Genomic DNA, 24215 nt, shown 5'->3' on the forward strand with positions numbered 1-24215 from the left:
GTTCTTATGACCGACCATTTGAAAGTTTCAGTCCTCGGCGCGGATGGCCGTATGGGACGCGCCGTTATTTCCGCTCTGTCAGAGACTGCCGGCGTGAAACTTGCGGCGGCGCTAACCCACTCCGAAAGCGCTGATCTGGGCAAAGACAGTGTGGCGCTGGCTGACGCCAAAGGCGAGCCTGTTGTCCTGACGGATGATATGATGGAAGCCCGCAAAGGCGATGTGATTATCGATTTCTCAGCCCCCAAAGCCAGCCTCACCGTAGCGGAAGCTATCAAAAACAGCGGCGTGAAAGCCATTGTCAGCGGAACCACCGGCATGTCGGCCGACCAAACAGAGGTATTTCACAAAACCTGCGCCGGGCTGGTTCTGCTGCAATCCGGCAATTTCTCGCTCGGCGTGAATATGCTGGAGGCTTTGGTCGAACTCGCCGCCAACAAGTTACGCGAAGGTTGGGATATCGATGTGCTGGAAATGCATCATCGTCACAAAGTGGACGCGCCGTCCGGGACTGCTCTCATGTTGGGACGCGCAGCCGCGAAGGGACGCAATGTCGAACTGGAATCGGTACAAAAACTCTCCCGCGAAGGACAAACGGGGGCAAGACCCGAAGGCGAGATTGGGTTTGCGACCTTACGCGGCGGCGGGGTCATCGGCGAACATTCCGTCACAATTGCCTCCGAACTAGAAATGCTGACGCTGTCCCATTCCGCTTTTGACAGGTCGGTTTTTGCCAAAGGCGCGGTGAGCGCGGCGATTTGGGCGGCCAAGCAAGCGCCGGGCCGCTATGACATGAAAGATATGCTAGGCCTCTAATCCGGCGGGAGCTTCCATTTCTTTAGCAATTTCCTGGCTTAGCGTGCCCGGCGCGCGGCGATGATAGGTTCGGGCGCCCAAATAGCCAATGCCCGCCCAAGCGGCGAGAACCAACATGTAGATGGAAAACTGCCAGACCAGAAAGCCCGGCTCGAAGACGCGAGACCGCCCGGTGAACTGATAGAGCTGCTCCAAAAGGAAAGAAATAATCACAAACAGGACCGGCGTTGACAGGACGATTGCTGCCAGTGTTGCGGCCACATAAAGCGGCGCGCGCGGATTATGCAGTCGGCGATAAACGCTCAAATAGCCGTCTTTGGACAGGCCGTGCACTGACATGCCGTTTTGGATCTTATAGTCGTAATCATCGCGGGCATCCTGCGCCACGGTCCGATAGCCCCACGCCGCGCGCAGGCCATACACGGCGATGATAACTCCCAATATGACGAGAGCCCAAACAAAAGAAATTCCATGAACAACAGGCATGTTTGGTTATATGGTAACGTTTATTCGATTGTGCAAGATGTTTCCGGCGCGTCTGACATCTGTCATAAGGGCCGGCCCGTATGATGATATAATCGGGGCACGCCTTGCAACGCGCGTCCATCCTGTTTATCGCAAAAGAAATAATTTCATAAGAAAGACGTTCATGTCCGCTCCTAAAATTGCCCTGATTTGCGGGTCTCTTCGTAAAGACTCGATCAACAAAAAACTGGAACTTGCTTTGGAAAAGCGCCTCATGGCGGAAGGGGCAAAGCCGGTCCTGATTGATCTTGGAGCGTATGACCTTCCGCTTTACCACGGGGATCTGGAGCTTCCGGACGGCGTCAAGCGCTTAGTAACAGACTTAACGGCCTGCGCCGGGGTTATCGTTGTGACGCCGGAATATAATGGCGGCCTCCCACCTCTTTTAAAGAACGCGATCGATTGGACCTCCACTTTCAGCACCGATCACTTTACCGGTCCCGTTTGGGGCCTTGCATCCTGCACCCCTGGCCCGATGAGCGGGATCATGTGCATGCGCCAGCTTAATTATATCCTTATGCGCGTCGGAACCGAAGTTGTCCCGACTCAGGTCGGCGTCGGCAACGCGGCCACCGCATTTGACGGGGACGGGCATTTGGTCTCTGAACCATCATCTAGCTTGGCCGAAAAAATGATTGCGTCTCTGTTTCTGCGGATAAAGCAGAAAGCCGCGATCGAGTAGGCCCGTGGCCAAGAAGGAAAAACTCTATAAGGATTTGCCGCGTCCGCGGCTAAACCGCGCGCAAATCGCGGAGATTTACGCGCATCTGCGCCGTCTGGATCCGTCGCCCAAGACCGAGCTAAATTATTCTAATCCGTTCACGCTCGTGGTCGCGGTCGCATTGTCGGCGCAATCGACAGACGTCGGGGTGAATAAGGCGACCACGGCGTTATTTGCCAAAGCCGATACCCCGGGGAAGATGGTCGCACTCGGCGAGGATGTGGTGCGCGATCACATCAAAACGATTGGCCTTTACAAGAATAAAGCTAAAAACGTCATGGCCTTGTCTCAGATGTTGATTGACGATTTTGGGTCCGTTGTGCCGCAGACGCGCGATGAGCTGATAAAGCTGCCGGGGGTGGGACGAAAAACAGCCAATGTGGTCATGAACGAAGCTTTTGGCTATCCCACCATGGCGGTGGATACGCATATTTTTCGGGTCGCAAACCGGACGGGGATGGCGCCGGGCAAAGACCCATATGAGGTTGAGCTAAATTTGCTGCGCGTCACACCGGAAGAGTTTGCTCTCGGCGCGCATCACTGGCTTATTCTGCACGGGCGCTATACCTGCGTCGCGCGCAAGCCAAAGTGCTATAACTGCGCCGTTTCCGATATCTGCAAATACACGCCGAAAACCGAAGCCCCGTAGCCGGGGTTTTCGGCTGTAACAACCAACGAAAACTAGTTACCCAAATTTTTAATCTCGTCTCAATTGCCGCGTCGACGAAAAGTGAGCTCCAGCGATCCTTTCACATTTGCCCTCACCGGCGTTGCTAGGGAAATTTGTCATCACTTCTCCAAATTCTATGCAATGAAGGCATCCGCCGCTTTGACGTCACGTCGTTTCGTAAAGCTGCGCTTGTTCGTAGGGCAATCGAAGCATGTTTTTGAGCGCACGACGAGCTTCGAGAAATCTCGACTGCAAGGACGAGGCCTTGGATTTTCATTTGAACCCCCGCCCAACCTTGCGGAAAAAGATACGGCCATGCCGCACTTCGGCAAATTCGGCGCGTTGTTTGGCGAAGCGATTACGCTACTAAGATCCGCTCGTCCGGAGCTCTATAGGTCAGTTTCGCAGCTCTAGACACGCTCCGAATTTTTGACTTTCAAAAATCCGCTTAAGCGGCTAAACTATGGTTATTATCAGGCATGAGCCGCGATTTTAACTGACGTTGCATGGAGGCATTATGTCCAAACGTCACAGAAAGACTAAAGAATTCTCTTCTTCCGAGGAGAATGATTATGATTACGACTTGTCTATGTATGAGGCGCCCAAAGGGAAAAAACCCAAAGGCCGCCAAAAGCGCGAAAGCCATAAAAAAGCCTATTACGACGACTGATTAGAGCCGCTATTCCAGCGTCTCCAGGATGGCCGCTGTAAAAGCGGGCCCGTCGAAATAATTCCCTCTCCAATCATAACCGCGCCGGACAATGACCGTTTGGCGGGAGGGAATAATAATTAAAAACTGCCCGCGATTTCCGAGCGCGGCATAGGTATCGTTTGGCACGCCGGGATAGTTTTCATACCGCCAGAATTGCGCGCCATAGCCGCGGCCTGGCTCGCTTGCCATTTCCCCCAAACGATTTTCGGGCTGCGCCGGAGCACGCGCCGCGACATAATTGGCCCAGCCTTCGGGCAGGACGCGTTCGCCCTCCCATAGGCCGTCATTTAAATAAAGCGTCCCAAGACGGGCGAGATCCCGCGCCGTGGTCCAGACCTGACTGGACATGACGAAGTCTCCGCCCCAATCCATTTCCGGATTTGTGTCATACATGCCGATTTTGTGAAGCAGCGCTTTAAAGGGATAGGCAAAATACTTTTTATCATTCTCCATGGCTTCGCGCAGGGACCGCATGGCGAGCATGGTGTCATTATTGGCGTAACGCCACCGCGCGCCGGGCGGCGCTTCGAGCGGATTTTTCGACGCGTTCTGAACGACCAAACCGCCGCCGAAATAAACATCGTCCGTCCGGTTTCCTGCCGGGTCGCTATTCAGCCCGCTTGCCATTTGGAGAAGGTTCTCAACGGTTATTTCCGCGCGAGGGTCTCCCTTGCGCGACCAGGCCTCAAGCCCCGCCTTACCTTTGACGTCAAGTATTCCGTCCTGCTGCGCCGCGCCGATGACAGAGGCGGCTATTGATTTGGCCACAGACCAAGTACGCTGAGAGGTGTCTTTATCAAATCCGTCTTTATATTTTTCCGCAACAATCCGTCCGTTTTGCACAATGAGAACGGCAGAGGTTACGCCGCCAAAGTCCGATTGGAAGGCTTTCTCGACCGCCGCGTCTAAGTCTTCAGATTTAATTCCTGCCGGCAGCGGCGCGTTCGGGAGGCGGTCTCCCATCGGCCAGGCCAGCTCGGCCGGATCAATTTTGGGCGCTTTTAATTTCACGCGGGGTAAATGTTTCGCCTCTTCAAGGCCCGCGCCTTGCGGCAATGCGGTGCATCCCAAATGCTCTCGCCACACAGAAAGGCGAGGCGGCATATCGTCTGCAAAAGGGACGCTGACCATTTTTTTGGCCGCGTCGATTTCGGCGTCCGGCACCTCCGCCATGGCGGCGCTGTAATCGCCGTAAATATTATTTAATTCGTCCTGCGCGATTTGTTCTGGGGTCTTGTCGCCGTTAAAGGTCGCAGAGCAAGTGAACATGGCTTTATATCCTGCGGCCAAAGCGCGGTCTTGCCGCGTCGGGGCATCGTCTTGTGCCAGGGCGTTTCCAGCGAATATCAGGGGCGCCACAGCGCAGCTTAGAATTAATTTTTTCATCTCAGTCTCCTTTTAAGTCCCGTTCGCCGCGTTACGCGGGACCGTAATAAGCGCCAGTGAAAGATCTGCGTTCCCACGTGGCCAGCGCCACCTTGCGCTGTTCGGTCAAGTCACTGATAAACATGAATTGATCTTCAAGGTCAAAGGAATTGGCTTTGAGTTTATAATGCGTGCCGAGCTCCACTTGGTCGACGACCACAAAACAGGACTTTTTAATTCTGATAAGCGTTCCTATTTCACATCGGCGGCGCGGCGATTTTATCCATAAAATGCGCCTCAGCGGGCTGCAGACGTTTCAAGTCGATTCCGCCGTTTTTCGTTTCTTTTGGAAGGCGTTTAGTATGAGGCTTTTAAACGGTCGATGTTGTGATTGACGGGGGTGCTAGGCCAATCATAATTTCCGAGAGACTGGAAGGGTTTTATATTTTCGTCCGCCACATGTCCTCTTTCCTCTGGATCAGGAAATTACTGCAGCCCTGCGCTAACCGTTCCTAATTATTTAACATCTCTCTACGTGTTTTCATACAGACCCTATAATCCGTCGCAAGTCCCCTTATCGTGTAATGCCAAACTGGAATTTCTCTGCTATTGCTCCGGCATGCCGCGCCCTCTCATACTTTTATGTCTGACCTTACTCACTTTGATCGCATTTGCCGCGAATTCGGTTCTGGGGAGATTGGCTTTGGCCGAGAATGATATCGGCGCGTGGAGTTATACCCTCATCCGGATTGTTTCAGGGGCCATGGTTTTGTTATGCCTGGCCGGAGTTAAGCGGAGTGTTTCTAATGGCTCATGGATCGGCGCCGGCTCGCTTTTGGTGTATGCCGTCTTTTTCTCCTTTGCCTACCTGATATTGCCGACGGGTACGGGGGCGCTTATCCTCTTCGCGGCTGTACAGCTCACCATGTTGGGGTGGGGCTTTTCCCAAGGCGAAAGGCTAAACGGCCTCCAATGGGCAGGATTTATTTTGGCTGTTGCCGGATTGGTTTATTTATTGAGCCCTGGATTAGAAGCGCCATCTGCTCCGGGCGCGTTGCTCATGACAATGTCAGGAATTGGTTGGGGGGCTTATTCTATTTTAGGCAAGGGCGCAGGAAACCCAACAGCGCGCACGAGCGGGAATTTCTTCAAAGCCTGCTTAATTCTAATCGTGCTGAGCACACCTCTTTTATGGGCGTTGCCTGAGCCGCTTCCGACCGCGAAGGGGTGGGCATTAGCGATTGCGTCCGGAGCTATTACGTCTGCGTTGGGATACGCGCTTTGGTATCATGTATTAAAAGATATCTCTGTTACTCGCGCCGGAATCGCGCAATTAACAGTTCCTGCTCTGGCCGCCTTTGGCGGCGTTATATTTGTCTCAGAGCCCCTGACATTTCGATTTGTAACCGCGTCAGTCTTAATTCTGTCCGGCGTGGCTGCTGCGACTCTGACACGGTCAAAGGCGCTGCACAAAATTAATTGATATATTTATCTCTCGGCCCGATTTAACCGTTTTGCCAAAGCAGCAGCAAAGGTTTTCGCCCCTTTATTTTCTCCCTCTTCGCCGCCGGCAAAGTTAAGGTAGAGGTAGGGTTCGATCATCTCCATTTCGATGAGCTTTAGACCATCATCCTGCCCGCGTAGGAGGTCAATCCGGGCATAAAGCGGTGTGAAGTCAAGATTGTTGAGAATGTTTCGGGTCGTTTCACGCTCTTGGTTTGTTGGTGTATAGGCTTCTTCGCTCCCGCCATAGATGGATTGGATGCGATAATCTCCGGCCTTGGGTTTTTTGAGCACAGCATGAGAGAACTTCCCTCCGAAATAAAGGAAGCTATATTCGCCTTCGCTTTGGACGCTTGGCAGAAAGGCTTGAATCATGGCGGCTTCGGGGGGTAGCTTATCTTTCGCAGGAAAGGGGTCTCCCTTGGTGTAAAGTGCTTGGCGCCAGGCGCCGCCGCCAACCTGCGGTTTGATAACGAGTTTATCGGTTTCCAAGGTCTCAAAGGCGGCATTAACTGCCCGTTCGGTCGCGCGTTCGACATGCAGCGTCCGGATGACGGGTGCGCCCGCGCGAGACATTTCCTCGAGATAGGATTTATTGGAATTCCATTTCAGAATGTCAAAACCGTTCAGCAATTTTGTTCGGCTATCGATTTTCGCCATTTCAGACAAAAATGTGTCCTCATTCCCTTCGAAATAATCCCACACAAAAAGGGGCAGCATGGCGTCAAACTCTTCGGCGCGATCCGAGGCGTCGCGCCACGGCATCAATTCAACATTTAGGCCTTCTGCTGCGAAAGCCGGGCGCAATTTACCCATTTGCTCTTCAAGCTCGAATTGGTCGTTACGGGCCTCATCGGCGCCAGGCATCATATTGTCGGACGCCAAAATAGCGACGGAAAAGGAAGCTTTAGTCATGTTAAAAAATCCAATCAGGAATTGAACAATTGGGCTTAATCCGATAGCGCATTGCCGGAAAGATATAAGCGTTTTCTTATATTGACCATATAGGGACGCCCGAAAGGATTTAAACCATGAGTATTGATTTTGATGTATTGGGAATTGGCAACGCCTTGATGGATATCCTTGTCCCCGTGGAAGACGCGTTTCTGTCGGAACACGGACTGGACAAGGGAAGCATGGCATTGATTGACAATGATCGCGTCCGCGTATTGGGCAAAGCCTTCAACTCAAGCTCTGAAGCGCCGCGTGAAATCGCAGGCGGGTCTGCTGGAAACACCGTCGTTGGAATCGCCAAGATGGGCGTGAGCGCGGCTTATTTGGCCAAAATTGGCCAAGACGGGGTCGGCACACGTCTGGCCGAAGGCTATCGCGAGGCCGGTCTTCACTTCTCCTCTACACCTTCCACCACCGGTACGCCCAGTGGACAATGCCTCATTGCTGTTACGCCTGATGGACAACGCACCATGAGTACCTGCCTCGGGACGAACACAGAATTTGGCTTGGAAGATATCAATGAAGAAGAAATCAAGCGCGCCGGGACTATTTATCTGGAAGGATATCTGTTCGACGATGAATCCGCCAAAGCCGGTTTCGTAAAGGCCGCAGAGATCGCGCAAGCCAATGACCGCAATGTCGCGCTGACCTTGTCAGACAGCTTTTGTGTGGGTCGCCACCGCGCCAGCTTTGCCCATCTGGTGGATCATCACGTCAACATTCTTTTCGCGAATGAAGATGAGATGATGGCTTTGGCAGAGGCTAATGATCTGGACACGGCGATCAAAGCCTTTGCGCGGGAGGGTTTGACGCTCTGCGTGACGCGAAGCGAAAAAGGCTCGCTGATCATAGACAGCGGAACCCGTTACGAAATTCCGGCGGCCCCCGTCGAGAAAGTGGTGGATACAACAGGCGCAGGCGATCAATATGCCGCGGGCGTTCTGGCCGGGCGCGCCAAAGGTTTGTCATGGGATAAAGCCGGATACCTAGGTTCTCTCGCGGCGGCGGAAGTGATTTCGCATTTCGGCGCCCGTCCGGAAAAACGCGTCGAGTTACCGGAGTAGAGGCCCTTTAATCTCTCGCATTTGTAATGTTTTTGAGCGTGTTGTTCAGGCTGGATTTACCTCTCTATCCCTATAGAGACAGGGTAACAAACCCGATCCGTAGGGAGTCGCGAGATGAAAAAATTATTTTTAAGTACAGCCATTGCCGGATTGGTCATGGCAGGTCTGGCAGGCGTAAGCGCCGCCCAGGTCAGTCAAGCCAACCCATTGACTCAGGCTCCGGGTCAGTCAGCTTTCACTGATCCGGCCAATGTTCGCGCCGATTTGGCCCGAATTGACGGGGCTATGAATGCGACGACGACTTTCACCGGGAATTTCAAGCAATATTCACCTGACGGCAGCGTCGCGACCGGAAAAGTTTATCTTAGCCGCCCTGAAAATTTGCGGTTTGAGTATGACGCGCCTAATCCGCTGCTAATTGTGGCAGATAACGGGATGTTGGTTCAGCATGACAAAGACCTGCAAACTTATGACCGGGTGCCTCTCACCTCTACGCCTTTATCCTATTTTCTCCAAGAGAATCTAAATCTGGCTGAGGATACGCAGATCGTGGGCTTGTTGAAAAATGCCTCTAATTGGCGGGTGACAGCCAGAGACGGCTCCGGCGAAATGGACGGCGCGATTACCATGGTGTTTGACGCCCAAAACCTGGCGCTAAAAGAATGGATAATTACCGATGACTTTGGCGGTGAAACCCGTGTTGTCTTATCCGATCTGAGCTATAATGCCCGGCTGGACCCGCGTTTGTTTATTCTGCGCGAAGACAGTAACCGCCGCGATCGCCGCTAATTAAATTAACCGCCCTTTATCGGGTGGAAATAAATCTCAAAAACTTCGACACATTGAGTGGGGGTTGTGCGTAAACATTCTTGAGAAAGGATGTTTATGACACAGGAAAAGACTTCTGACGCCCCGGCGATTGTTTGGTTTCGCCGCGACCTTCGCTTGGCGGATAATCCCGCGCTGATGGCCGCGGTGGAAACAGAGCGGCCTCTTGTCTTGCTTTATATCGACGAGACAGACTTGGAGCGCCCTTACGGGGCGGCAAAAAAAGTCTGGCTGCATCACAGTTTGAACTCACTTTCCAAATCCATTCACGACAAAGGTGGAAAGCTCCTGCTCCGCGAAGGACCCGCCGAAGCTGTTTTGGACGACGTTATTAAGCAGAGCGGCGCAGAAGCTGTTTTCTGGAACCGTCGATATGAAGCCGATGGTATAGAGCGGGATTCCAATATTAAGGCCTCACTTCAAGACCGCGATATCGAGGTCGAAACCTTTAACGGATCTCTGCTGACTGAGCCGTGGGAAGTCGAAACCCAAGCCGGAGGGTATTATAAAGTTTTCACGCCTTACTGGCGGGCCGCGAGCCAAGTCATTGGTCCCCGCATGGCCGCTAACCCCCCGCTGAAAGCTCCGAATGAATTAATTCCGTTTCAGAAAAATTTGAAAGAGGACGAATTAGATCTCTTACCAAAAAGCCTTGATTGGGACGAAAAGGTAATGACGGATTGGAGCCCTGGAGAAAATGGGGCGAGGGACAGGCTCAATTCCTTCCTGAAAGGCCCCATCAAAGAATATACCGACGCGCGAAATATTCCTTCCAACGAAACAGGAACCTCCCGACTTTCGCCTCACCTGGCCGCGGGCGAAATCTCGCCAAAACAGATTTGGCAGGCCGCGCGGGACGGAAAACACGATGCAGATAAATTCCTGTCTGAAATAGGCTGGCGCGAATTTTCCTATGTCCTGCTGTATCACAATCCAAAACTCGCGGAGAAAAATTACAAAGCCGATTTTGATAACTTCGAATGGCGCACAGATAAAAAATCCTTTGAAGCTTGGACGAAAGGACAAACAGGCTATCCTTTCGTCGATGCGGGAATGCGAGAGCTCTGGCAAACCGGCTGGATGCATAACCGCGTTCGCATGGTGGTGGCGAGCTTTCTCATCAAACACTTGTTGATTGACTGGCGTGACGGTGAAGCCTGGTTTTGGGACACATTATTAGAGGCTGATCCAGCGGCGAATTCGGCTAGCTGGCAATGGGTTGCCGGGAGCGGCGCTGACGCCGCGCCTTACTTCCGGATATTTAACCCATTTGGCCAAGGAGAAAAATTTGATGAGGACGGGGATTACGTTCGGAAATTCGTCCCGGAATTAAAAGATATCCCAAATAAATATATTCAAACGCCGTGGAAGGCGCCGAAAGAGATTCTTAAAAAAGCCGGCGTAACGCTCGGCGAAACCTACCCCGAACCTCTTGTCGAACATACACACGCGCGGGAAAGGGCCTTGTCTCGCTATAAAGAAAGCCGGGGCGAATAAAGCGCTTGAATTTAGCCAAGAAAAAACCCGCCATTAGGCGGGTCTTTCAGTTTCAAAATAAAAGTCAACTTATCTGCGTTTTTTCCGCGCTGCGTATTTGGCGTCGCGGCGGGCTTTCTGAGCGCGCTTTAATTCTTCTTGAGCTTTCACTTTTGCCTCAGCGGCGATTTTAGCTTTCCGTTCCTTCTCCGCTTTTTCTTCTGCAAGGCGCTTTTCTCTGGCTTTGCGTTCCGCCTCTTTCTTGGCTTCGCGTTCTTCGCGGCGCTTATTCCGCTCGGCGCGTTCCTTCATCAGGCGTTCTTTTTCTTTGGGATCTAGGCGCTTTTCTTTGGCGCGTTCCAACATGGCCAGCTTGGCTTCACGTTGTTCTTTCAGGCGGTCAGTAAAATTCTGTTGTCCGGGGATACTCATAAGGGTGGCTTATCTCACATATTCATAAGGGAATTGGATTTGGCCGCTATATCGGGGCGAAACTGCGAAAAAGCAAGAGCCCCCTGCAAAAAAGACGCACCACCACCCCTCAAGAGAGGGCGGTGAGTGCATTTAGGTTAGCCTTCCATAGAGCTAGGAAACTTGTGGAGCTACGCTTAAAAACGGCTGGAGACTGTAAAGCGCGCATTGAGCGGCTTGCCGGTCGAGATATTGTCATTGCTGTGCGCCGCCGGGAAGTAGTCTGTGTCGAAAAGGTTTTCGACATTTACCTGCAACCGCAGAGTTTCTGACACATCATAAAATGCTGCCGCGTCAAATCGGGTGTAGGCCGGCACTTCAACGGTGTTATCTTCCCGGACAAAATAACTGTCTTGATAGGTCACTCCAAAGCCCAAGCCGAATTGTTGGCTGACCCGAAAGTTATTCCAAAGTGAGAACATATTCTCGGGTGTTTGCCGCGTGACATTTCCGTCAAACCCTGAACCGTCGACAACATTCACTTCTCCGTCGAGATAAGCGTAACCTGTCTGAACGGACCAGCGGTCGGTCAAGTCTCCCGAGAGTTGAACCTCGAACCCGCGAGTCTCTGATCCGTCAATAATAATAACCTGATCTGGGTTTTCCGGATCGATTGAAGTGAAGCTTTCGCGATCAAGTTCAAAAATTGCAGTCGTGAAACTCAAAGCGGAATTGATATCCCATTTTGCACCGGCTTCCTTATTTTTAAAGAACTGCGGTCGGGTGCTTTCCGTGTCCAGATTAAGTGTCAGGAATTGATCGCCGGAGCGCGGCAGAAATGTTTCACTATAACTTCCGTAAAAAGATACATTTTTGACGGGCTTATAAATCAATCCCAAACGAGGCGTAATTTCTTCATCCTTGCGTTGGAATTGATCTCCGCTCTGGATATCCGTCGCCTGAATGTCAAAGCTGTCATAACGCGCCCCGAGAACCAGTTTTATTTGCTCCGTCAGATCAATTTGATTTTGCGCGTAGACTGATAGGGTCTCCACTTCGGAGGCTCGGCTGCGCGCGGGGTTGGAAAAACTAAACGCAGGAATATTCAGCGGATCCGTGAAATCAATGACGAGGGAGTCGTCATTATTGAACTCAAAAACGTTATCATTTCGCGCATTGGCGGTGTCCTGATTTGTATATTCTGCGCCTAAAAGAACAGTATGGCTGAAAGTTCCAGTTTCAAATTCCCCGACCAGATTGCCTTGAAGAATTACATTTTCTCGCTGGGTTGTATCTTGATAGCCATCTAGTTCTACCTGAGAAATAGTCCCGCCCTCTAAAATAACTTCTTCGCTCGCATATAGATTTTGATAAAGCTTGTCATAATCAGCATATTGAGCCGTGAAGTTACCTCTCAAAGAGTTTGAAAAGTCATGTTCCATGCGCGCACGTAAGATATGAGCTTGCAGGGTTGTGAAATTTTCATCCGGAGAGCCGAAAAAGGTTTCGTCGAATCCTTCTAGCGGGACATCCGGACCGCCTTCGACATTCCGGGAAGGAACGCCGCGGTCAACGACGCGGTCATCATCCAAATATTCATAAGATAGGTCGAAACGCGTTTGCGGGCCTAATTCAAAACGCCCGGTCGGGTTAAGTCCGAAGCGTTCTCCGTCAAAAAAATCACGGTGATTATTTAAGCCCTCATAAAACCCGTTTAGTCGAAGGGCGCCTGTCTCGCTTATGGTATAATTTGCGTCCAAAGCGGCGGAATGAGCGCCGAAGGTGTCCACGCTTGTGGTCAGGTCTGTAAACTGCTCACCAATTTTTCCGGATTTGGTAACGCGATTAATAATACCGCCAGCGCCGCCGCGACCGAATAAAAGCGCATTTGACCCACGAAGAATTTCAACCTGCTCAATATTATAAAGAGGCCGAAAATACTGCACGTCATCCCGAACCCCGTCGATGAAGAAGTCGGCCGTTGTTTGTTGACCTCGGATGTTGATGGCGTCCCTGTGGCCCTCTCCCTGGCTAATAGACAGGCCGGGCGTATAGCGCAAAATGTCTCCGAAATTTGTGAAAGCCTGATCCCGAATCTGGTCCTTGGAAATAATAGACAGACTCTGGGGGACATTAATAATCGGAGTCGGGGTTTTTACAGAATTGAGTTCGTCGATTGACAAATAGCGCCCTCTCACAATGATTTCGTCATCGGGAAGAGTGGGAGAGCTCTGCGCTAAAGCCTGAGTTGCAAGCGCCGAGAGCAGGGCCGCGGCGCAGCCAGTTGTGAAGTATTTCATGGAAAGGGGTATTTCTATTTAATTTTGGGGTGATTTAACGATGTTCTGTCGTTGCATACGGTTTCGGAAGGCGGCGGCGATTTTGCGTCGCTTTGGGCCAGGCCATCAGAGCGCAAGATTGCTTTCGCCTGACGATCATATCCGCTATCTCTCGCCAATAGCGTCGCGAGAGTTTGGGACCTTAGCTGTAAAATCATGCTTACCTTCCCCTGCCTAGTTGCGACCTATTCGCATTTACTGTTTCTCTATAGGCAAGGTTTCCTCGCGGCGCAACTGCAAATCATTCTTAAAAGTGTTTTTTCTCAGTCAGGTGTATGGGAGGCAATCTTGAGTTAGCGGACATAAAAAAACCGCCTCAAATGAGGCGGTTCGAATGTTCAGCTTAGATTGGCTTATGAGTTCTCTTCCGGGAAATCGATAACCTCGGAAAGGTTCCTGAGGACCTCCCTTGCGTCGAAGGCATTATCCATATCGGGCGTTGGGCCTTTGCCAAAGCGAACTTCGGAGGTCGCACGGTATTTCGTAATTTCGCGGACATCGTAATCATTAAAGAAAGGATCGTCGAACCGGCTGTGGAAGCCGCTATATCCAAATCCCCGTCCGCGGCGGAAACCGCCAAATCGGGAATAGGCGTAACTCCGACTCCACCCAAAACCAGGGCGGTAAAAGCTATATCCGAAGTAAGGATCGTATAGGCTGGAACTCAGGCCGGGCGAAACCCTAACGCGTGTGTTTTCTTCCGTATCCCGTTGCATAAGGGAAAAATAATCAAATCCACGTTCCAGTGACATTTCGGCGGCACGGTAAAGCAAAGAATTTTCAACCGTTTCGCGGCTGGTCAACGAATTCCCGCCAAAGGTAATGCGGGCGCGGTCATTTTCGATCATGGTTTGAGAGAACCCGTCATAAGCTCCGGGAGCGGAGGCAGGCTGATAGGGCGTAGACGTTGCGCAACCAGCGATGAGGGCAGCTGAAGCGGCGCTAAGAATTAGAATTTTAAAAGATGGCATATCGGGACTCCTTACAGACTCGTCTGATAGTTAGGTTATATTATAGCGCTCCGTCCCTGAACGCGAGCTGAAAATATAAGCAGAACCGGCAGGTATTCAAATCACTAAACTGTTATTTCGCCCCAAAGTTCCGCCCCGGCCCCAGAATAAGGCTGATGATCGCCCAGAGTAGAAGAAGCGTGGAAGCGAGAAAAGCTCCGCCCGAGAGGATTTTGGAAAGCGGCGCATTGAGCAAGGCAATGACCGATAAGGCCGTCCAGGGCGCCATCAATAAAACAACCCAAACCGCATTCTTGCGGCGCAGGCCGGCTTTCCACCCCCGCCAAGCAAGCATGGCGGTTATGACGGCAGGAACCACCGCAAAGGCGCCCAGCAAAACGGCAAAGGCAAAGGCTGAAACCAATCCTGCCAAAACACTGTCATTCGCCGCGAAGCCTAAAAAAAATAAAATAGAGGTTATCGCGGCGGAAAGCGCGGCGCAGGAGGCAATGCCGCAAGCGACAAGATCAGCGGGCCGACCTCTGGCAGGGCATTGTGCCGTGTCACGTTTGGCGGGAGCTCTATCAGTAATGGGCGTTAGCGGGTCAGAATTCATAGGTCTGATATGACGGGGCAAGGCAGCGGGTGCAAATTAAAACAACGCGTTATCTCAGCCTTTCCAATTAATTGATTTCGATAGCCCAAGGCGGCGTTCCTTTGAAGCGCTCTACTAAAAAGTCGACCCAGGTTCTAACGCGAAGCGAGAGATGCCGCGTCGGCGGGTAAACCGCATAGACAGTCACCTCGGCCCAGCTATAGTCGGGCAAGACAATTTCCAGTTTTCCTGATTGAACGGCTTCACATAGAAAGAATGAGGGGCTGATAGTGATCCCCTGGCCCGCTATTGCGGCTTCGGTCAAAAAGGTCCCGTTATTCGCTCTCAAAGAGGAAGGGATTTCCACTTCCCCAGTTTCGCCATTTGGCCCCGAATAGGCCCAGCTTTTCCGTGTTTTATTGCTGTATCGCAATTCATTGAAGCCGATTAAATCTTTTGGGCGATTGGGATAACCTTGTTTTTCAAGGTAAGCCGGACTGGCCACCGCAAGCATTTCCACCGGGGCAAGTTTTCGAGCTACCATCGTTGAATCGTTTAACTCCCCGATCCGAATGGCAACATCAACCCCTTCGGAAATCAGGTCAATCTGTCGGTCGCTAAAATCGATATCAAAATCGACATCTGGATGCAGTTCCAGAAAATCAAGAATGGCAGGGCCAAGATATTGAACACCGAAAGATAAAGGCGCCGCGAGCCGAATGCGTCCGGCCAAGGCGCAATTTTCTGAGGCCGCGTCAGCCTCTGCCTCATTCCAATCCGCGAGCAATCCGACTCCTCTTTGAAACAAGCTATCGCCCGCCTCGGTCAAAGACAGGCTGCGTGTGGTTCTTTGAACAAGCTGCGTGCCGAGGCGGTCTTCCAGATCGGAGAGCCGGCGGCTTATCGCGGATTTGGACAAACCCAACTGTTTGGCGGCCTGAGTAAAGCTTCCGGCCTCAATTGTGCGCACAAAGGCTTCAATCTCTTCATAACGGCTCATTGTTTTGATTTACGCAACAATGAATTGAATAACAAGCCGCTAATCATGTTTCGCGTGACAGCCTATCTCTGACGCACAGAAAGGAAACATGATGACAAAAATAGAAAACATATTGAGAGTGGATGCCAGTGGACGAAAGTCAGGATCCATTTCCCGCAAACTTGCGAGCCATACTGTCGATCAATTAGCGGCGAATGGCGCTGTACAAGTTCACAATCGGGATCTGAGTGAAGGCTTGCCCTTTGTTGACGAGTCCTGGATTGGCGCGAATTTCACGCCAGCAGATAAAAGAACGGATGACCAGAAAACTAAATTGGCGTTCTCCGATTCTTTGGTGGACGAATTAGAAACCGCGAATACGCTCGTGATATCGACGCCCATTTACAATTTCGGGATTCCCGCCGCGCTGAAGGCTTGGATAGACTTGGTCGCCCGCGCCGGACTGACGTTCAAATATACTGAATCCGGCCCTGTTGGTTTATTGGAGGGCAAACGCGCCATTATATTGTTGGCTTCGGGCGGGACACCGATGGGCAGCGAAATTGATTACGCAACGCCTTATCTGCGTCATGCGTTAAAATTTATAGGTATTACGGATGTGACCTTTCTTGCCGCTGACGGCTTAGGCCAGGACGCCGATAAGAAAATCGAGAGCGCTCTCAAAGCCATAGAAGAATTAGATTAGGAGACTGTTATGACAACGCAAATTTCAACCGACAACAGTCGTGAAAACGGAATTTCTCTGGCGGGCGGATTGCATTTGCGGCCAGCGGAGAAGCGCGGCAAAGCCGACCATGGCTGGCTGAAAACCTCTTATAGTTTTTCATTTTCTCAATATCACGACCCGGCGCATATGGGCTTTGGTCCGCTTCGCGTTATCAATGACGATTATATAGACGGCGGGAAGGGTTTCCCGACGCATCCGCACGACAATATGGAGATTTTCTCTTACATTCTCGAGGGCGCGCTCGCGCACAAAGATTCCATGGGCAATGGTTCCACGGTCTCTGCAGGCGGCGTTCAATATATGAGCGCAGGCACCGGCGTGCGCCATTCCGAATTTAATCCGAGCGAAACAGATCAGGTTCATCTTTTACAAATTTGGCTTCTGCCAAAGGTAAAGAACGAAGAGCCCCGTTATGAAACCAAGGATCTGACGGCCGAGGAAAAAGACGGAAAGCTCGCGCTGTTTCTCTCCCATGACGGACGGGGCGACTCAATGCGGATTAAATCCAACGCGGATATCTACGCCGCCACACTTGATGGAGAGCAGTCCATCGAGACCGTTCTGAAAGACGGTCACGGCGCCTGGATCCAAGTCGCGCGCGGGGAGGTGACCGTAAACGGGCAAGCGCTGAGACGCGGCGACGGACTCGCCGTGAAAAAAGGCGGACGGATTGAGTTCACCAAGGGTGTGGATGCGGAATTTATCTATTTCGATATGTGGGGGTAAAGAACATAAAATAAATTTTATAGACGCCGTTTGAAAAAGCGGCGTCTTTTTTATGTAAAGCGCCCTTTACATTTTTCCGCGAACCTCTTATGTAAAGGTAGCTTTACAAATAGGAGGTATATCATGACGAAGAAAACGTCAAATAATATGAGGCCGTATTTTATCGAATTTGGAGGGTCGATGGTCCTCTATGTCATTGTCCTGTTCGGCGTGGTGGCGACCCGGCCTGAGGGCGGATGGGGTGTATTAGAACTTTTGCCAACCCTTCCTCTATTGCTCGGATTTTGGGCCATTATCCGCCAATATGGCCGAATGGATGAATTCTATCAGCGCATCCATTCCGAGGCTTTTGCTCTGGGGGCATTAATTCTGGGACTCGCCGCTATCATCTGGGGCTTCGGAGAAAATGCCGGATGGCCCGCTATTCCCATGATTTGGGTAACGCCTGCCTTGGTCGGTCTGTGGGGCATTTGCCTCCCAATTGTTATCCGGCGTTACAAATGAAGAACGCTTTGAAGGAAATGAGAAAAGAGCAGGGCTGGTCGCAGCAAGATTTAGCGGAGAGACTCGGCGTGTCGCGACAGTCAATCATCGCGATCGAGCGAGAAAAATACGACCCAAGCCTAGACCTCGCCTTTAAAATTGGCCGAGTTTTCGGCGCCTCAATAGAGACGATATTCACGCCGGAACCTTAACCCGGCTTACAAGTAAATTAAAAAAGGAAAATTTTATGATGCGTTATTTAAACTCGACAATATTATGCACTATTTTAGCGGGGGCTCTCGTCGCCTGCAGCCCGGATCCCGCGACGGATACGGACAGAGTAACTGAGGCAGAGCGGGCCGAGGCCATTACGTCCCCTGAGGAGGACCAGGCGCCTGAAGACCAGTCACAGGCCACCCAGACCGCGTCGTCCATTACCGTCACCCGCGCCGGAAACCCGGATGGTAGAACGGTTGTTTTAATCCCCGGACTCGCTTCCAGCGATGATGTGTGGGACGGAACGGTTGAAGCAATGGGGGATTATGACCTGCGCGTGGTACAGGTTGCAGGCTTTGCCGGCGCTGACCCTGTCGCAGATATTTCGGCTGAGAAGATAGGCGATGATATTGCCGCGCATCTGGCCGAAGATACCGGGAGCGATACGGTTCTTGTGGGTCACTCTTTGGGCGGGTTTGTTGCAATGCGCGCCGCTCTGGATCATCCGAACGTTATAGACGAGCTAGTGATTGTCGATAGCTTGCCTTATGTCGCAGGTCTCTACATGCCCGAAGCCACACCAGAGATGGCGGCCAATATGGCTCAACAAATGACTCAACAATTGGCATCATTACCCCGCGAACAATTCAATGCCCAGCAACAGGCCAGCTTTAACCGGATGTCAAATAAGCCTGAGTCACTGTCCGCTTTAAAGAAATGGGGCGAAACCTCAGACCAAGCTACTGTGGCGACGATGATGGGCGAGCTAATGGGCAGCGACTTAAGAACGGAAATTGGTAGCCTAACCCAAGACGTAACAGTCTTAGTGCCCTTTGACCCACAAATGGGGACAGAGAAAGACCAAGTTCAAGCGCTCTATGAGGCGCAATATGAGGCGGCGCCTAATGTCGATATTGAAGTGATTAATGACAGTTTTCATTTCATCATGCTGGATCAGCCGGACGCTTTTTATGAAGCGGTAAAGGCCGAACTGTCTGACTAAGGTTAGGCAAACAAAAATAAATGAAGCCCGTTAATTAAGTTAGCGGGCTTTTCTTTTGCCCTTTATCAGAGCAGGGAGGGCGAGACCCAAAAAGACCCCGATAACAGCGCCTTTGGAGAGGTCTGATATGTCGCTCGCGAAGATTATTGGTGACAGACACAATAGGAGGGCCAAGGGAAATAGGCCAAGAAACGCGGATTTTTGAAACATAGGACCCTCTAATAACAAATTCATATTTGCATACGCGGAACCAGAGAGGAGTCCCAACCAAAATAAAACCCCGCTTCCGAAAAAGCGGGGCGTTCTCCCCTCGTCTTTGCGAGACTGTCTTTATGACATTTTTGTTAAATCAATGGGCGAGCACTGCCAAGAGCAAAATTGCAATAATGTTTGTAATTTTGATCATCGGATTGACGGCGGGGCCGGCTGTGTCCTTGTAAGGATCGCCGACTGTATCGCCCGTCACCGCGGCTTTGTGAGCTTCGGAGCCCTTACCGCCGTGATTTCCGTCTTCGATATATTTCTTGGCATTATCCCACGCGCCGCCGCCGGCGGTCATGGAAAGAGCCACGAAGAGACCTGTTACGATCACGCCCATGAGCATAGCGCCAAGCGACGCCAATGCATTCTCCGTTCCGCCGACGAGCTGTACAGCGAAGAATAAGGCAATAGGCGACAGGATCGGAAGAAGCGAAGGCTTGATCATTTCCTTAATCGCTGCGCCCGTCAGCAGGTCAACGGCCTTGGCATAATCCGGACGGCTAGTGCCCTTCATAATGCCCGGGTCGGATTTAAACTGACGCCGTACTTCCTCGACAATAGAGGCGGCCGCGCGTCCCACAGACTGCATCGCCCACGCTCCAAAGAGGTAAGGAAGAAGACCGCCAAACAACAGACCGACCACGACATAAGGATTGGTCAGGCTGAAATCGGCAACCGCGCCTGTGAGAGGGTTACCTGGTTGTGCGGAGAAGAACGCGATGTCTTGGGTATAGGCCGCAAACAGGACGAGCGCGCCGAGACCGGCGGAGCCAATCGCGTAGCCTTTCGTCACCGCTTTGGTTGTATTTCCCACCGCATCGAGAGCGTCCGTTGTATTGCGCACTTCCGGATCAAGCTCCGCCATTTCCGCAATGCCGCCGGCATTGTCGGTGACAGGGCCGAACGCGTCGAGCGCGACAATCATACCGGCCACGCCGAGCATGGCTGTAACCGCAATCGCGATCCCGAACAGTCCGCCAAGCGAGTAAGTGGCGATGATGCCGGCAATAATAATCAAAGCCGGAACAGCGGTCGCTTCCATAGAAACTGCGAGGCCTTGAATAACGTTCGTGCCGTGTCCAGATTCTGACGCCTCGGCCACGGATTTAACCGGGCGATATTTCGTGCCCGTATAAAACTCCGTAATCATCACGATAAGGCCCGTGATAAGTAGTCCGATCACTGAGCAAACCAACAGATCCATTCCGGAGAATCCGGCTGGGTTCGCTAAAGTGTCTGACCCTCTTATCTCGCCGAATCCAAGCATCACATAGATGACGCAGGCAATGGCGGCGGCGGATAAAACGCCCGTCACAATCAGGCCCTTATAAAGCGCGCCCATGACATTCTCTGACCCTTTGGAAAGTTTCACGAAGAACGTGCCGATAATTGAGGTCACAATACAGACCCCGCCAATTGCCAGCGGCAACATCATCATATCGCGGCGAAGGACGCCCAAGGCATCTCCGGCGAATAAAATTGCGGCGAGAACCATCGTTGCAGCAAGTGTCACAACATATGTCTCGAACAAATCCGCGGCCATACCGGCGCAGTCACCAACGTTATCGCCGACATTATCCGCGATGGTGGCAGGGTTGCGGGGGTCGTCTTCCGGAATTCCGGCTTCGACCTTCCCGACCAGGTCACCGCCGACATCCGCGCCTTTGGTGAAGATACCGCCGCCGAGACGGGCAAAGACGGAAATCAGAGACGCGCCGAGTGAAAGCGAGATAAGACCGTCGATCACGTCGCGGGAGTCATATGAAATTCCCAGCGCTTCGGTGAGAAGCCAGAAGAATCCGGCAATGCCAAGCAGAGCTAGGCCAGCCACGAGCATACCTGTAATGGCGCCCGCTTTGAAGGCGACCTTAAGGCCTGCGCCCAGAGAGCTACGGGAGGCTTCTGTTGTCCTTACATTGGCCTGAACAGAGACGAGCATGCCGATATACCCGGCCGCGCCGGAGAGAACTGCGCCGAGGATAAAGCCGACAGGGGCAATCCAGTTGCGGAACAGAATGAAAAGCAGAATAGCGACGACAACGCCGACAATAGCAATCGTTTTATATTGTTTGTTGAGATAGGCCTTCGCGCCTTCCTGAATCGCGCCTGCGATTTCATTCATGCGCTCCGTGCCTGTGGAGGCTTTCATGAGCCCGGCACGGGTCACAAAACCGTAGAGAACAGCGAGCAAGCCCGCTGCGAGAATTAAATAGAGTGTCATAACAACCTCCCTTTGCTTTCGCCGGGTGCCAAAATAGATGTCCCCTCGCGCCATATTTGGTCGCAGGTTGGTCCGGCAATGTTATGAAGTTGGCCGTGTCAAAAACCGTAGCCTCTTATCGGGCTTAGGCGGGACACGCTTCCCCTCGCGAGTGTGAAGTTGGCCGTCCGCCCCGATGCTATCAACTAGATCTTATTCGGACGCTTCCCTTCGCGTAGGAAGTTTGTTGCAAAGTGTTAAGGTGGCGTCAAGGGATGTTTCAAAACAGTTTGGTGACAGATCCGAGACTATAACAAGCCATCAAAATCAACGTTTTGGAGCCGGAATTTCAGTCTATTCGACAGTGACGTCCAGATTCATTTTAGGGTGAATGGCACATTTCACCTGAAACTTTCCGCGCTTGTCAAACTGCACAGTTCTGGTTTCACCTTCTTCCATAGAGCCGGAATCGAAATCCATTTCGTCAGAATCAACAAATGCGTGATGCAGGAAAATGTCGTCATTGATAATCTTCAGGGATTGTCCGGCCTGAATAGTCACTTGGCCGGGGGCGTATGTTCTCTTTTTTTGTGAAATGACGATGTCACTATTGGCCTGCGCGAGAACTCCAACAGGGAAGGCGATGACGCTGACAAGGCAAATAGCATGAGAGAGTTTTAGTTTCATGCAGCCGAGGTTATAGAAGAGTCGTTAATATTCTCGGAATCTGTTGAGCCTGACTGAGCGGCGTTTTGAATATAGACCTTTGCCAGGAGGAGGGTGGCGCAGGTGCCTTTGCCGAAGGCAGATCGAAGACGTAACTCCCCGCTGTGAAAGGACATAATTTTCTGTACGACCGATAGACCGAGTCCGGCGCCTTCATACCGCCGTGAATAGCTTTTATCGGCTTGCTCAAACGGTTCAACCATCCGGGCAAGGTCTTCGGGTTTTATTCCGATGCCGTCATCAATAACATCAAGAGCAACGGAATTGTCGGGGCAAAGGCGGATGTCGACCTTAATACGTCCGCCAACATCATTGAACTTAACGGCGTTAGATAGAAGATGAAGAACGGCCTGTTGTAAGTGGATGCGGTCTCCACGAACTTTGACCGGGGCCATATGGCTATTCCAAATAAGGCGTAATTGTTTTGGTTGCATGTCCTTAGCGATAGTTTTTAAGCAAAACGTTACAACTTCTTTCAAGTCGACAACTTCCTGGTTGGCTGACAGGATTTTTGTATTAGCCGTATCGGCAACATTCAGAACGTCTTGAACAATTTTCAAAACCTGTTCCCCGTTTCGCGAGATAATCTGACACATTTCGAGTTGTTTGGAGGCTCGTCCGCTTCGCTGATGATGCATCGCCATAGCATCTGCAAAGCCGATGACAGCATTTAGCGGGGTTAAGAGTTCATGGCTCATGGCCGCCAAGAAGAGAGTTTTAGCGTGGGCCGCTTCGGTTTCGTCCTTGGAAATCGTCAAATTTTGATGAGCTTTTTTGGCCGAGGTAATATCCGTCCAAAGAATCAAGCGTCCGCCTTCCGCCGTATCAAACGCGTTGATATGGGCCCAACGCCCATCCGCAGACCGGATTTCATTTTGATCTTCATCGTAAATATGCGGAATATGTTTCGGGACTCCGCTTCGGTGAAAATAGGTCTGAAGGTCCGCGTTTAACAAGTTTGCGCCTTGTAGCTCGGGAAATAGGCTCCGCACCTGATTATTAACGACAATAATCCGTTCATCAGCATCGGTTAGAATAACAGCGTCTTTGGAGTTTTCCAAGGATTCAACCAGCCGGGTTTGCGCAAGCGCTCGCGCCGTTTGTTCAAGATCGACACGGCCGCGCACGCTATCTTGCATAGAGCGGAGTGTTTTCAGCAACGCCCCGGTTTCGTCCTCTCCGCCTTTCGGGATATGCGTGTTCAGGTCTCCAGCGGAAATTTTCCGTGCCGCTTGAGCGGCGGCTTTGAGCGGTTTTATGATGGTGACGCTGAGCCAACTGGCAAGGAGAACAGACAGAGTTAGGGCAAGCCCCGTAGCTATGAGAGAGTAGCGCTCCACCTTACCTATGCCCTTTACGGCGCTTTCTCGGTTTCTGAAACTTTCATTGGCTTGAAGCTCAATTATAGTATCGAGTTCCTCTTCAATTTGTAGCGAAAGCGTCGCTTGTTTTTGCCGCGCAGCCACACTCAGCTCTTCCTGGTTTGAGAGGAAAGTTACTGCCCACTCACTTGATAGCGTCTCCACTCGCTCAAAATGACTGGTCGCGCGTTCGGATATAGATCGTTCTCGCGCAACTACGAGGTCACTTTGAAAGACTTCAAGGCGATTTTCTAAAGTTTTTTTCTCTACGCCATTGTATAAATCACGTTCCATTTGGGCAAAGGTTTGCCCGGCGGCGCGGGCATAATTAATCGCCATAAGAGGGCGGTCATAAGTATATTCCACCACAGCGCCGGTGGTGGAAATGGCGTGAAAGGCATAGCCGCCCAATAGAGCCAGTAAGGTTGCCATCGTTAAAAAAACAAAAAACAGTTTTGCGCGGACGGATGCTAAAACTCTAAAAGCGTTATTCAGCACCTTAGAATTTCCGGCGCTTCTTCGTCGCAAGGTGTGGATTTGTATTCGTCATTGGTAAGTCCTATTAACGCCTCAAAGAGATGGC

General features: G+C 51.6%; 26 protein-coding genes. 14 read left to right on the top strand and 12 right to left on the bottom strand.

The genetic code is table 11. The features are described from left to right. Positions 1-6 precede the first annotated feature (6 nt). Positions 7-816 carry a 4-hydroxy-tetrahydrodipicolinate reductase gene (gene dapB, locus ACNA05_RS11870; RefSeq protein ID WP_415811713.1) on the top strand — a complete coding sequence of 270 codons (810 nt, stop codon included), beginning with the start codon at positions 7-9 and terminating at the stop codon, positions 814-816. Here the strand turns inward: dapB and ACNA05_RS11875 are convergent. Next, entirely contained in the window at positions 805-1302 is a 498-nt protein-coding gene (locus ACNA05_RS11875; protein ID WP_415811714.1) for a hypothetical protein, read from the bottom strand. The two genes, dapB and ACNA05_RS11875, sit on opposite strands and share 12 nt — an antisense overlap. A 163-nt stretch (positions 1303-1465) precedes the next feature. Here ACNA05_RS11875 and ACNA05_RS11880 point away from each other — a divergent pair, with 163 nt between their 5' ends. The 4 genes from ACNA05_RS11880 (at position 1466) to ACNA05_RS11895 (ending at position 3402) form a co-directional block, all read left to right on the top strand. Continuing rightward, the gene (locus tag ACNA05_RS11880; protein WP_415811715.1) at positions 1466-2023 is read left to right on the top strand and encodes an NADPH-dependent FMN reductase; all 558 of its coding nucleotides are present in this window, start codon (positions 1466-1468) and stop codon (positions 2021-2023) included. 4 nt (positions 2024-2027) lie between these two features. After that, positions 2028-2711 (top strand): endonuclease III, encoded by a 684-nt coding sequence (nth, locus tag ACNA05_RS11885; protein WP_415811716.1) that lies wholly within the window; start codon positions 2028-2030, stop codon positions 2709-2711. Positions 2712-2873: 162 nt separating this feature from the next. After that, complete coding sequence (locus ACNA05_RS11890) at positions 2874-3146, top strand: hypothetical protein (protein WP_415811717.1); 273 nt, start codon at positions 2874-2876, stop codon at positions 3144-3146. Between the two features lie 103 nt (positions 3147-3249). Continuing rightward, entirely contained in the window at positions 3250-3402 is a 153-nt protein-coding gene (locus tag ACNA05_RS11895; RefSeq protein WP_415811718.1) for a hypothetical protein, read from the top strand. A 9-nt stretch (positions 3403-3411) separates the two neighbouring features. Here the strand turns inward: ACNA05_RS11895 and ACNA05_RS11900 are convergent, their stop codons facing one another. After that, positions 3412-4830 carry a serine hydrolase domain-containing protein gene (locus tag ACNA05_RS11900; RefSeq protein ID WP_415811719.1) on the bottom strand — a complete coding sequence of 473 codons (1419 nt, stop codon included), beginning with the start codon at positions 4828-4830 and terminating at the stop codon, positions 3412-3414. A gap of 682 nt (positions 4831-5512) precedes the next feature. Between ACNA05_RS11900 and ACNA05_RS11905 the strand changes: the two genes are divergently transcribed. Then, on the top strand, positions 5513-6292 hold the full coding sequence (locus ACNA05_RS11905) for a DMT family transporter (protein WP_415811720.1): 780 nt from the start codon (positions 5513-5515) through the stop codon (positions 6290-6292). A 5-nt stretch (positions 6293-6297) separates the two neighbouring features. Here ACNA05_RS11905 and ACNA05_RS11910 read toward each other — a convergent pair whose 3' ends face one another. Then, positions 6298-7227: an ATP-grasp domain-containing protein gene (locus tag ACNA05_RS11910; RefSeq protein ID WP_415811721.1), complete on the bottom strand. Its 930-nt coding sequence runs from the start codon at positions 7225-7227 to the stop codon at positions 6298-6300. 116 nt (positions 7228-7343) lie between these two features. On the opposite strand from ACNA05_RS11910, the gene ACNA05_RS11915 reads away from it, so the two are divergent. The 3 genes from ACNA05_RS11915 to ACNA05_RS11925 all read left to right on the top strand — a co-directional run bounded on the left by ACNA05_RS11915 (position 7344) and on the right by ACNA05_RS11925 (position 10655). Further along, positions 7344-8330: an adenosine kinase gene (locus ACNA05_RS11915; RefSeq protein ID WP_415811722.1), complete on the top strand. Its 987-nt coding sequence runs from the start codon at positions 7344-7346 to the stop codon at positions 8328-8330. A 114-nt stretch (positions 8331-8444) separates the two neighbouring features. Next, the gene (locus tag ACNA05_RS11920; RefSeq protein WP_415811723.1) at positions 8445-9119 is read left to right on the top strand and encodes a LolA family protein; all 675 of its coding nucleotides are present in this window, start codon (positions 8445-8447) and stop codon (positions 9117-9119) included. 96 nt (positions 9120-9215) lie between these two features. Further along, positions 9216-10655: a cryptochrome/photolyase family protein gene (locus tag ACNA05_RS11925; protein ID WP_415811724.1), complete on the top strand. Its 1440-nt coding sequence runs from the start codon at positions 9216-9218 to the stop codon at positions 10653-10655. Positions 10656-10724: 69 nt separating this feature from the next. Here ACNA05_RS11925 and ACNA05_RS11930 read toward each other — a convergent pair whose 3' ends face one another. The 6 genes from ACNA05_RS11930 to ACNA05_RS11955 form a co-directional block, all read right to left on the bottom strand. Continuing rightward, positions 10725-11066 carry a DUF6481 family protein gene (locus ACNA05_RS11930; protein ID WP_415811725.1) on the bottom strand — a complete coding sequence of 114 codons (342 nt, stop codon included), beginning with the start codon at positions 11064-11066 and terminating at the stop codon, positions 10725-10727. A 176-nt stretch (positions 11067-11242) separates the two neighbouring features. Next, positions 11243-13345 (bottom strand): TonB-dependent receptor, encoded by a 2103-nt coding sequence (locus ACNA05_RS11935; RefSeq protein ID WP_415811726.1) that lies wholly within the window; start codon positions 13343-13345, stop codon positions 11243-11245. Between the two features lie 14 nt (positions 13346-13359). Then, positions 13360-13542, bottom strand: coding sequence for a hypothetical protein (locus ACNA05_RS11940; RefSeq protein WP_415811727.1), 183 nt, complete (start codon positions 13540-13542; stop codon positions 13360-13362). A 195-nt stretch (positions 13543-13737) separates the two neighbouring features. Next, the gene (locus ACNA05_RS11945; protein ID WP_415811728.1) at positions 13738-14355 is read right to left on the bottom strand and encodes a CC0125/CC1285 family lipoprotein; all 618 of its coding nucleotides are present in this window, start codon (positions 14353-14355) and stop codon (positions 13738-13740) included. A 112-nt stretch (positions 14356-14467) separates the two neighbouring features. Further along, positions 14468-14950 (bottom strand): hypothetical protein, encoded by a 483-nt coding sequence (locus tag ACNA05_RS11950; protein WP_415811729.1) that lies wholly within the window; start codon positions 14948-14950, stop codon positions 14468-14470. A gap of 67 nt (positions 14951-15017) precedes the next feature. After that, complete coding sequence (locus ACNA05_RS11955; protein WP_415811730.1) at positions 15018-15929, bottom strand: LysR family transcriptional regulator; 912 nt, start codon at positions 15927-15929, stop codon at positions 15018-15020. A 91-nt stretch (positions 15930-16020) separates the two neighbouring features. On the opposite strand from ACNA05_RS11955, the gene ACNA05_RS11960 reads away from it, so the two are divergent. The 5 genes from ACNA05_RS11960 to ACNA05_RS11980 all read left to right on the top strand — a co-directional run bounded on the left by ACNA05_RS11960 (position 16021) and on the right by ACNA05_RS11980 (position 19084). Further along, positions 16021-16614 carry an FMN-dependent NADH-azoreductase gene (locus ACNA05_RS11960; RefSeq protein ID WP_415811780.1) on the top strand — a complete coding sequence of 198 codons (594 nt, stop codon included), beginning with the start codon at positions 16021-16023 and terminating at the stop codon, positions 16612-16614. 9 nt (positions 16615-16623) lie between these two features. Continuing rightward, complete coding sequence (locus ACNA05_RS11965; RefSeq protein ID WP_415811731.1) at positions 16624-17382, top strand: pirin family protein; 759 nt, start codon at positions 16624-16626, stop codon at positions 17380-17382. Positions 17383-17505: 123 nt separating this feature from the next. After that, positions 17506-17886, top strand: coding sequence for a hypothetical protein (locus tag ACNA05_RS11970; protein WP_415811732.1), 381 nt, complete (start codon positions 17506-17508; stop codon positions 17884-17886). Next, entirely contained in the window at positions 17883-18077 is a 195-nt protein-coding gene (locus ACNA05_RS11975; protein WP_415811733.1) for a helix-turn-helix transcriptional regulator, read from the top strand. The genes ACNA05_RS11970 and ACNA05_RS11975 overlap by 4 nt, the downstream gene beginning before the upstream one ends. Positions 18078-18112: 35 nt before the next feature. Beyond that, positions 18113-19084, top strand: coding sequence for an alpha/beta fold hydrolase (locus tag ACNA05_RS11980; RefSeq protein WP_415811734.1), 972 nt, complete (start codon positions 18113-18115; stop codon positions 19082-19084). 349 nt (positions 19085-19433) lie between these two features. On the opposite strand, the gene ACNA05_RS11985 is transcribed toward ACNA05_RS11980, so the two are convergent. The 3 genes from ACNA05_RS11985 to ACNA05_RS11995 form a co-directional block, all read right to left on the bottom strand. Further along, positions 19434-21566: a sodium-translocating pyrophosphatase gene (locus ACNA05_RS11985; protein ID WP_415811735.1), complete on the bottom strand. Its 2133-nt coding sequence runs from the start codon at positions 21564-21566 to the stop codon at positions 19434-19436. A 333-nt stretch (positions 21567-21899) separates the two neighbouring features. Beyond that, on the bottom strand, positions 21900-22232 hold the full coding sequence (locus tag ACNA05_RS11990) for a cupredoxin domain-containing protein (RefSeq protein ID WP_415811736.1): 333 nt from the start codon (positions 22230-22232) through the stop codon (positions 21900-21902). Further along, positions 22229-24064: a sensor histidine kinase gene (locus tag ACNA05_RS11995; protein ID WP_415811737.1), complete on the bottom strand. Its 1836-nt coding sequence runs from the start codon at positions 24062-24064 to the stop codon at positions 22229-22231. The genes ACNA05_RS11990 and ACNA05_RS11995 overlap by 4 nt, the downstream gene beginning before the upstream one ends. Between the last annotated feature and the right edge of the window lie 151 nt (positions 24065-24215).

The organism is Litorimonas haliclonae (assembly GCF_965138505.1).
GTDB classification, from domain to species: domain Bacteria; phylum Pseudomonadota; class Alphaproteobacteria; order Caulobacterales; family Maricaulaceae; genus Litorimonas; species Litorimonas haliclonae.

What these genes read in the sequence shown, in the direction of transcription:
- ACNA05_RS11900 (WP_415811719.1), bottom strand. Translation starts at nt 4,830, where the DNA reads ATGAAAAAATTAATTCTAAGCTGCGCTGTGGCGCCCCTGATATTCGCT.
- ACNA05_RS11975 (WP_415811733.1), top strand. Translation starts at nt 17,883, where the DNA reads ATGAAGAACGCTTTGAAGGAAATGAGAAAAGAGCAGGGCTGGTCGCAG.
- dapB (WP_415811713.1), top strand. Translation starts at nt 7, where the DNA reads ATGACCGACCATTTGAAAGTTTCAGTCCTCGGCGCGGATGGCCGTATG.
- ACNA05_RS11955 (WP_415811730.1), bottom strand. Translation starts at nt 15,929, where the DNA reads ATGAGCCGTTATGAAGAGATTGAAGCCTTTGTGCGCACAATTGAGGCC.
- ACNA05_RS11925 (WP_415811724.1), top strand. Translation starts at nt 9,216, where the DNA reads ATGACACAGGAAAAGACTTCTGACGCCCCGGCGATTGTTTGGTTTCGC.
- ACNA05_RS11965 (WP_415811731.1), top strand. Translation starts at nt 16,624, where the DNA reads ATGACAACGCAAATTTCAACCGACAACAGTCGTGAAAACGGAATTTCT.
- ACNA05_RS11970 (WP_415811732.1), top strand. Translation starts at nt 17,506, where the DNA reads ATGACGAAGAAAACGTCAAATAATATGAGGCCGTATTTTATCGAATTT.
- ACNA05_RS11960 (WP_415811780.1), top strand. Translation starts at nt 16,021, where the DNA reads ATGACAAAAATAGAAAACATATTGAGAGTGGATGCCAGTGGACGAAAG.
- ACNA05_RS11880 (WP_415811715.1), top strand. Translation starts at nt 1,466, where the DNA reads ATGTCCGCTCCTAAAATTGCCCTGATTTGCGGGTCTCTTCGTAAAGAC.
- ACNA05_RS11945 (WP_415811728.1), bottom strand. Translation starts at nt 14,355, where the DNA reads ATGCCATCTTTTAAAATTCTAATTCTTAGCGCCGCTTCAGCTGCCCTC.
- ACNA05_RS11875 (WP_415811714.1), bottom strand. Translation starts at nt 1,302, where the DNA reads ATGCCTGTTGTTCATGGAATTTCTTTTGTTTGGGCTCTCGTCATATTG.
- ACNA05_RS11990 (WP_415811736.1), bottom strand. Translation starts at nt 22,232, where the DNA reads ATGAAACTAAAACTCTCTCATGCTATTTGCCTTGTCAGCGTCATCGCC.
- ACNA05_RS11890 (WP_415811717.1), top strand. Translation starts at nt 2,874, where the DNA reads ATGAAGGCATCCGCCGCTTTGACGTCACGTCGTTTCGTAAAGCTGCGC.
- ACNA05_RS11980 (WP_415811734.1), top strand. Translation starts at nt 18,113, where the DNA reads ATGATGCGTTATTTAAACTCGACAATATTATGCACTATTTTAGCGGGG.
- ACNA05_RS11940 (WP_415811727.1), bottom strand. Translation starts at nt 13,542, where the DNA reads ATGATTTTACAGCTAAGGTCCCAAACTCTCGCGACGCTATTGGCGAGA.
- ACNA05_RS11910 (WP_415811721.1), bottom strand. Translation starts at nt 7,227, where the DNA reads ATGACTAAAGCTTCCTTTTCCGTCGCTATTTTGGCGTCCGACAATATG.
- ACNA05_RS11930 (WP_415811725.1), bottom strand. Translation starts at nt 11,066, where the DNA reads ATGAGTATCCCCGGACAACAGAATTTTACTGACCGCCTGAAAGAACAA.
- ACNA05_RS11985 (WP_415811735.1), bottom strand. Translation starts at nt 21,566, where the DNA reads ATGACACTCTATTTAATTCTCGCAGCGGGCTTGCTCGCTGTTCTCTAC.
- ACNA05_RS11895 (WP_415811718.1), top strand. Translation starts at nt 3,250, where the DNA reads ATGTCCAAACGTCACAGAAAGACTAAAGAATTCTCTTCTTCCGAGGAG.
- ACNA05_RS11935 (WP_415811726.1), bottom strand. Translation starts at nt 13,345, where the DNA reads ATGAAATACTTCACAACTGGCTGCGCCGCGGCCCTGCTCTCGGCGCTT.
- ACNA05_RS11920 (WP_415811723.1), top strand. Translation starts at nt 8,445, where the DNA reads ATGAAAAAATTATTTTTAAGTACAGCCATTGCCGGATTGGTCATGGCA.
- ACNA05_RS11915 (WP_415811722.1), top strand. Translation starts at nt 7,344, where the DNA reads ATGAGTATTGATTTTGATGTATTGGGAATTGGCAACGCCTTGATGGAT.
- ACNA05_RS11995 (WP_415811737.1), bottom strand. Translation starts at nt 24,064, where the DNA reads ATGGCAACCTTACTGGCTCTATTGGGCGGCTATGCCTTTCACGCCATT.
- ACNA05_RS11950 (WP_415811729.1), bottom strand. Translation starts at nt 14,950, where the DNA reads ATGAATTCTGACCCGCTAACGCCCATTACTGATAGAGCTCCCGCCAAA.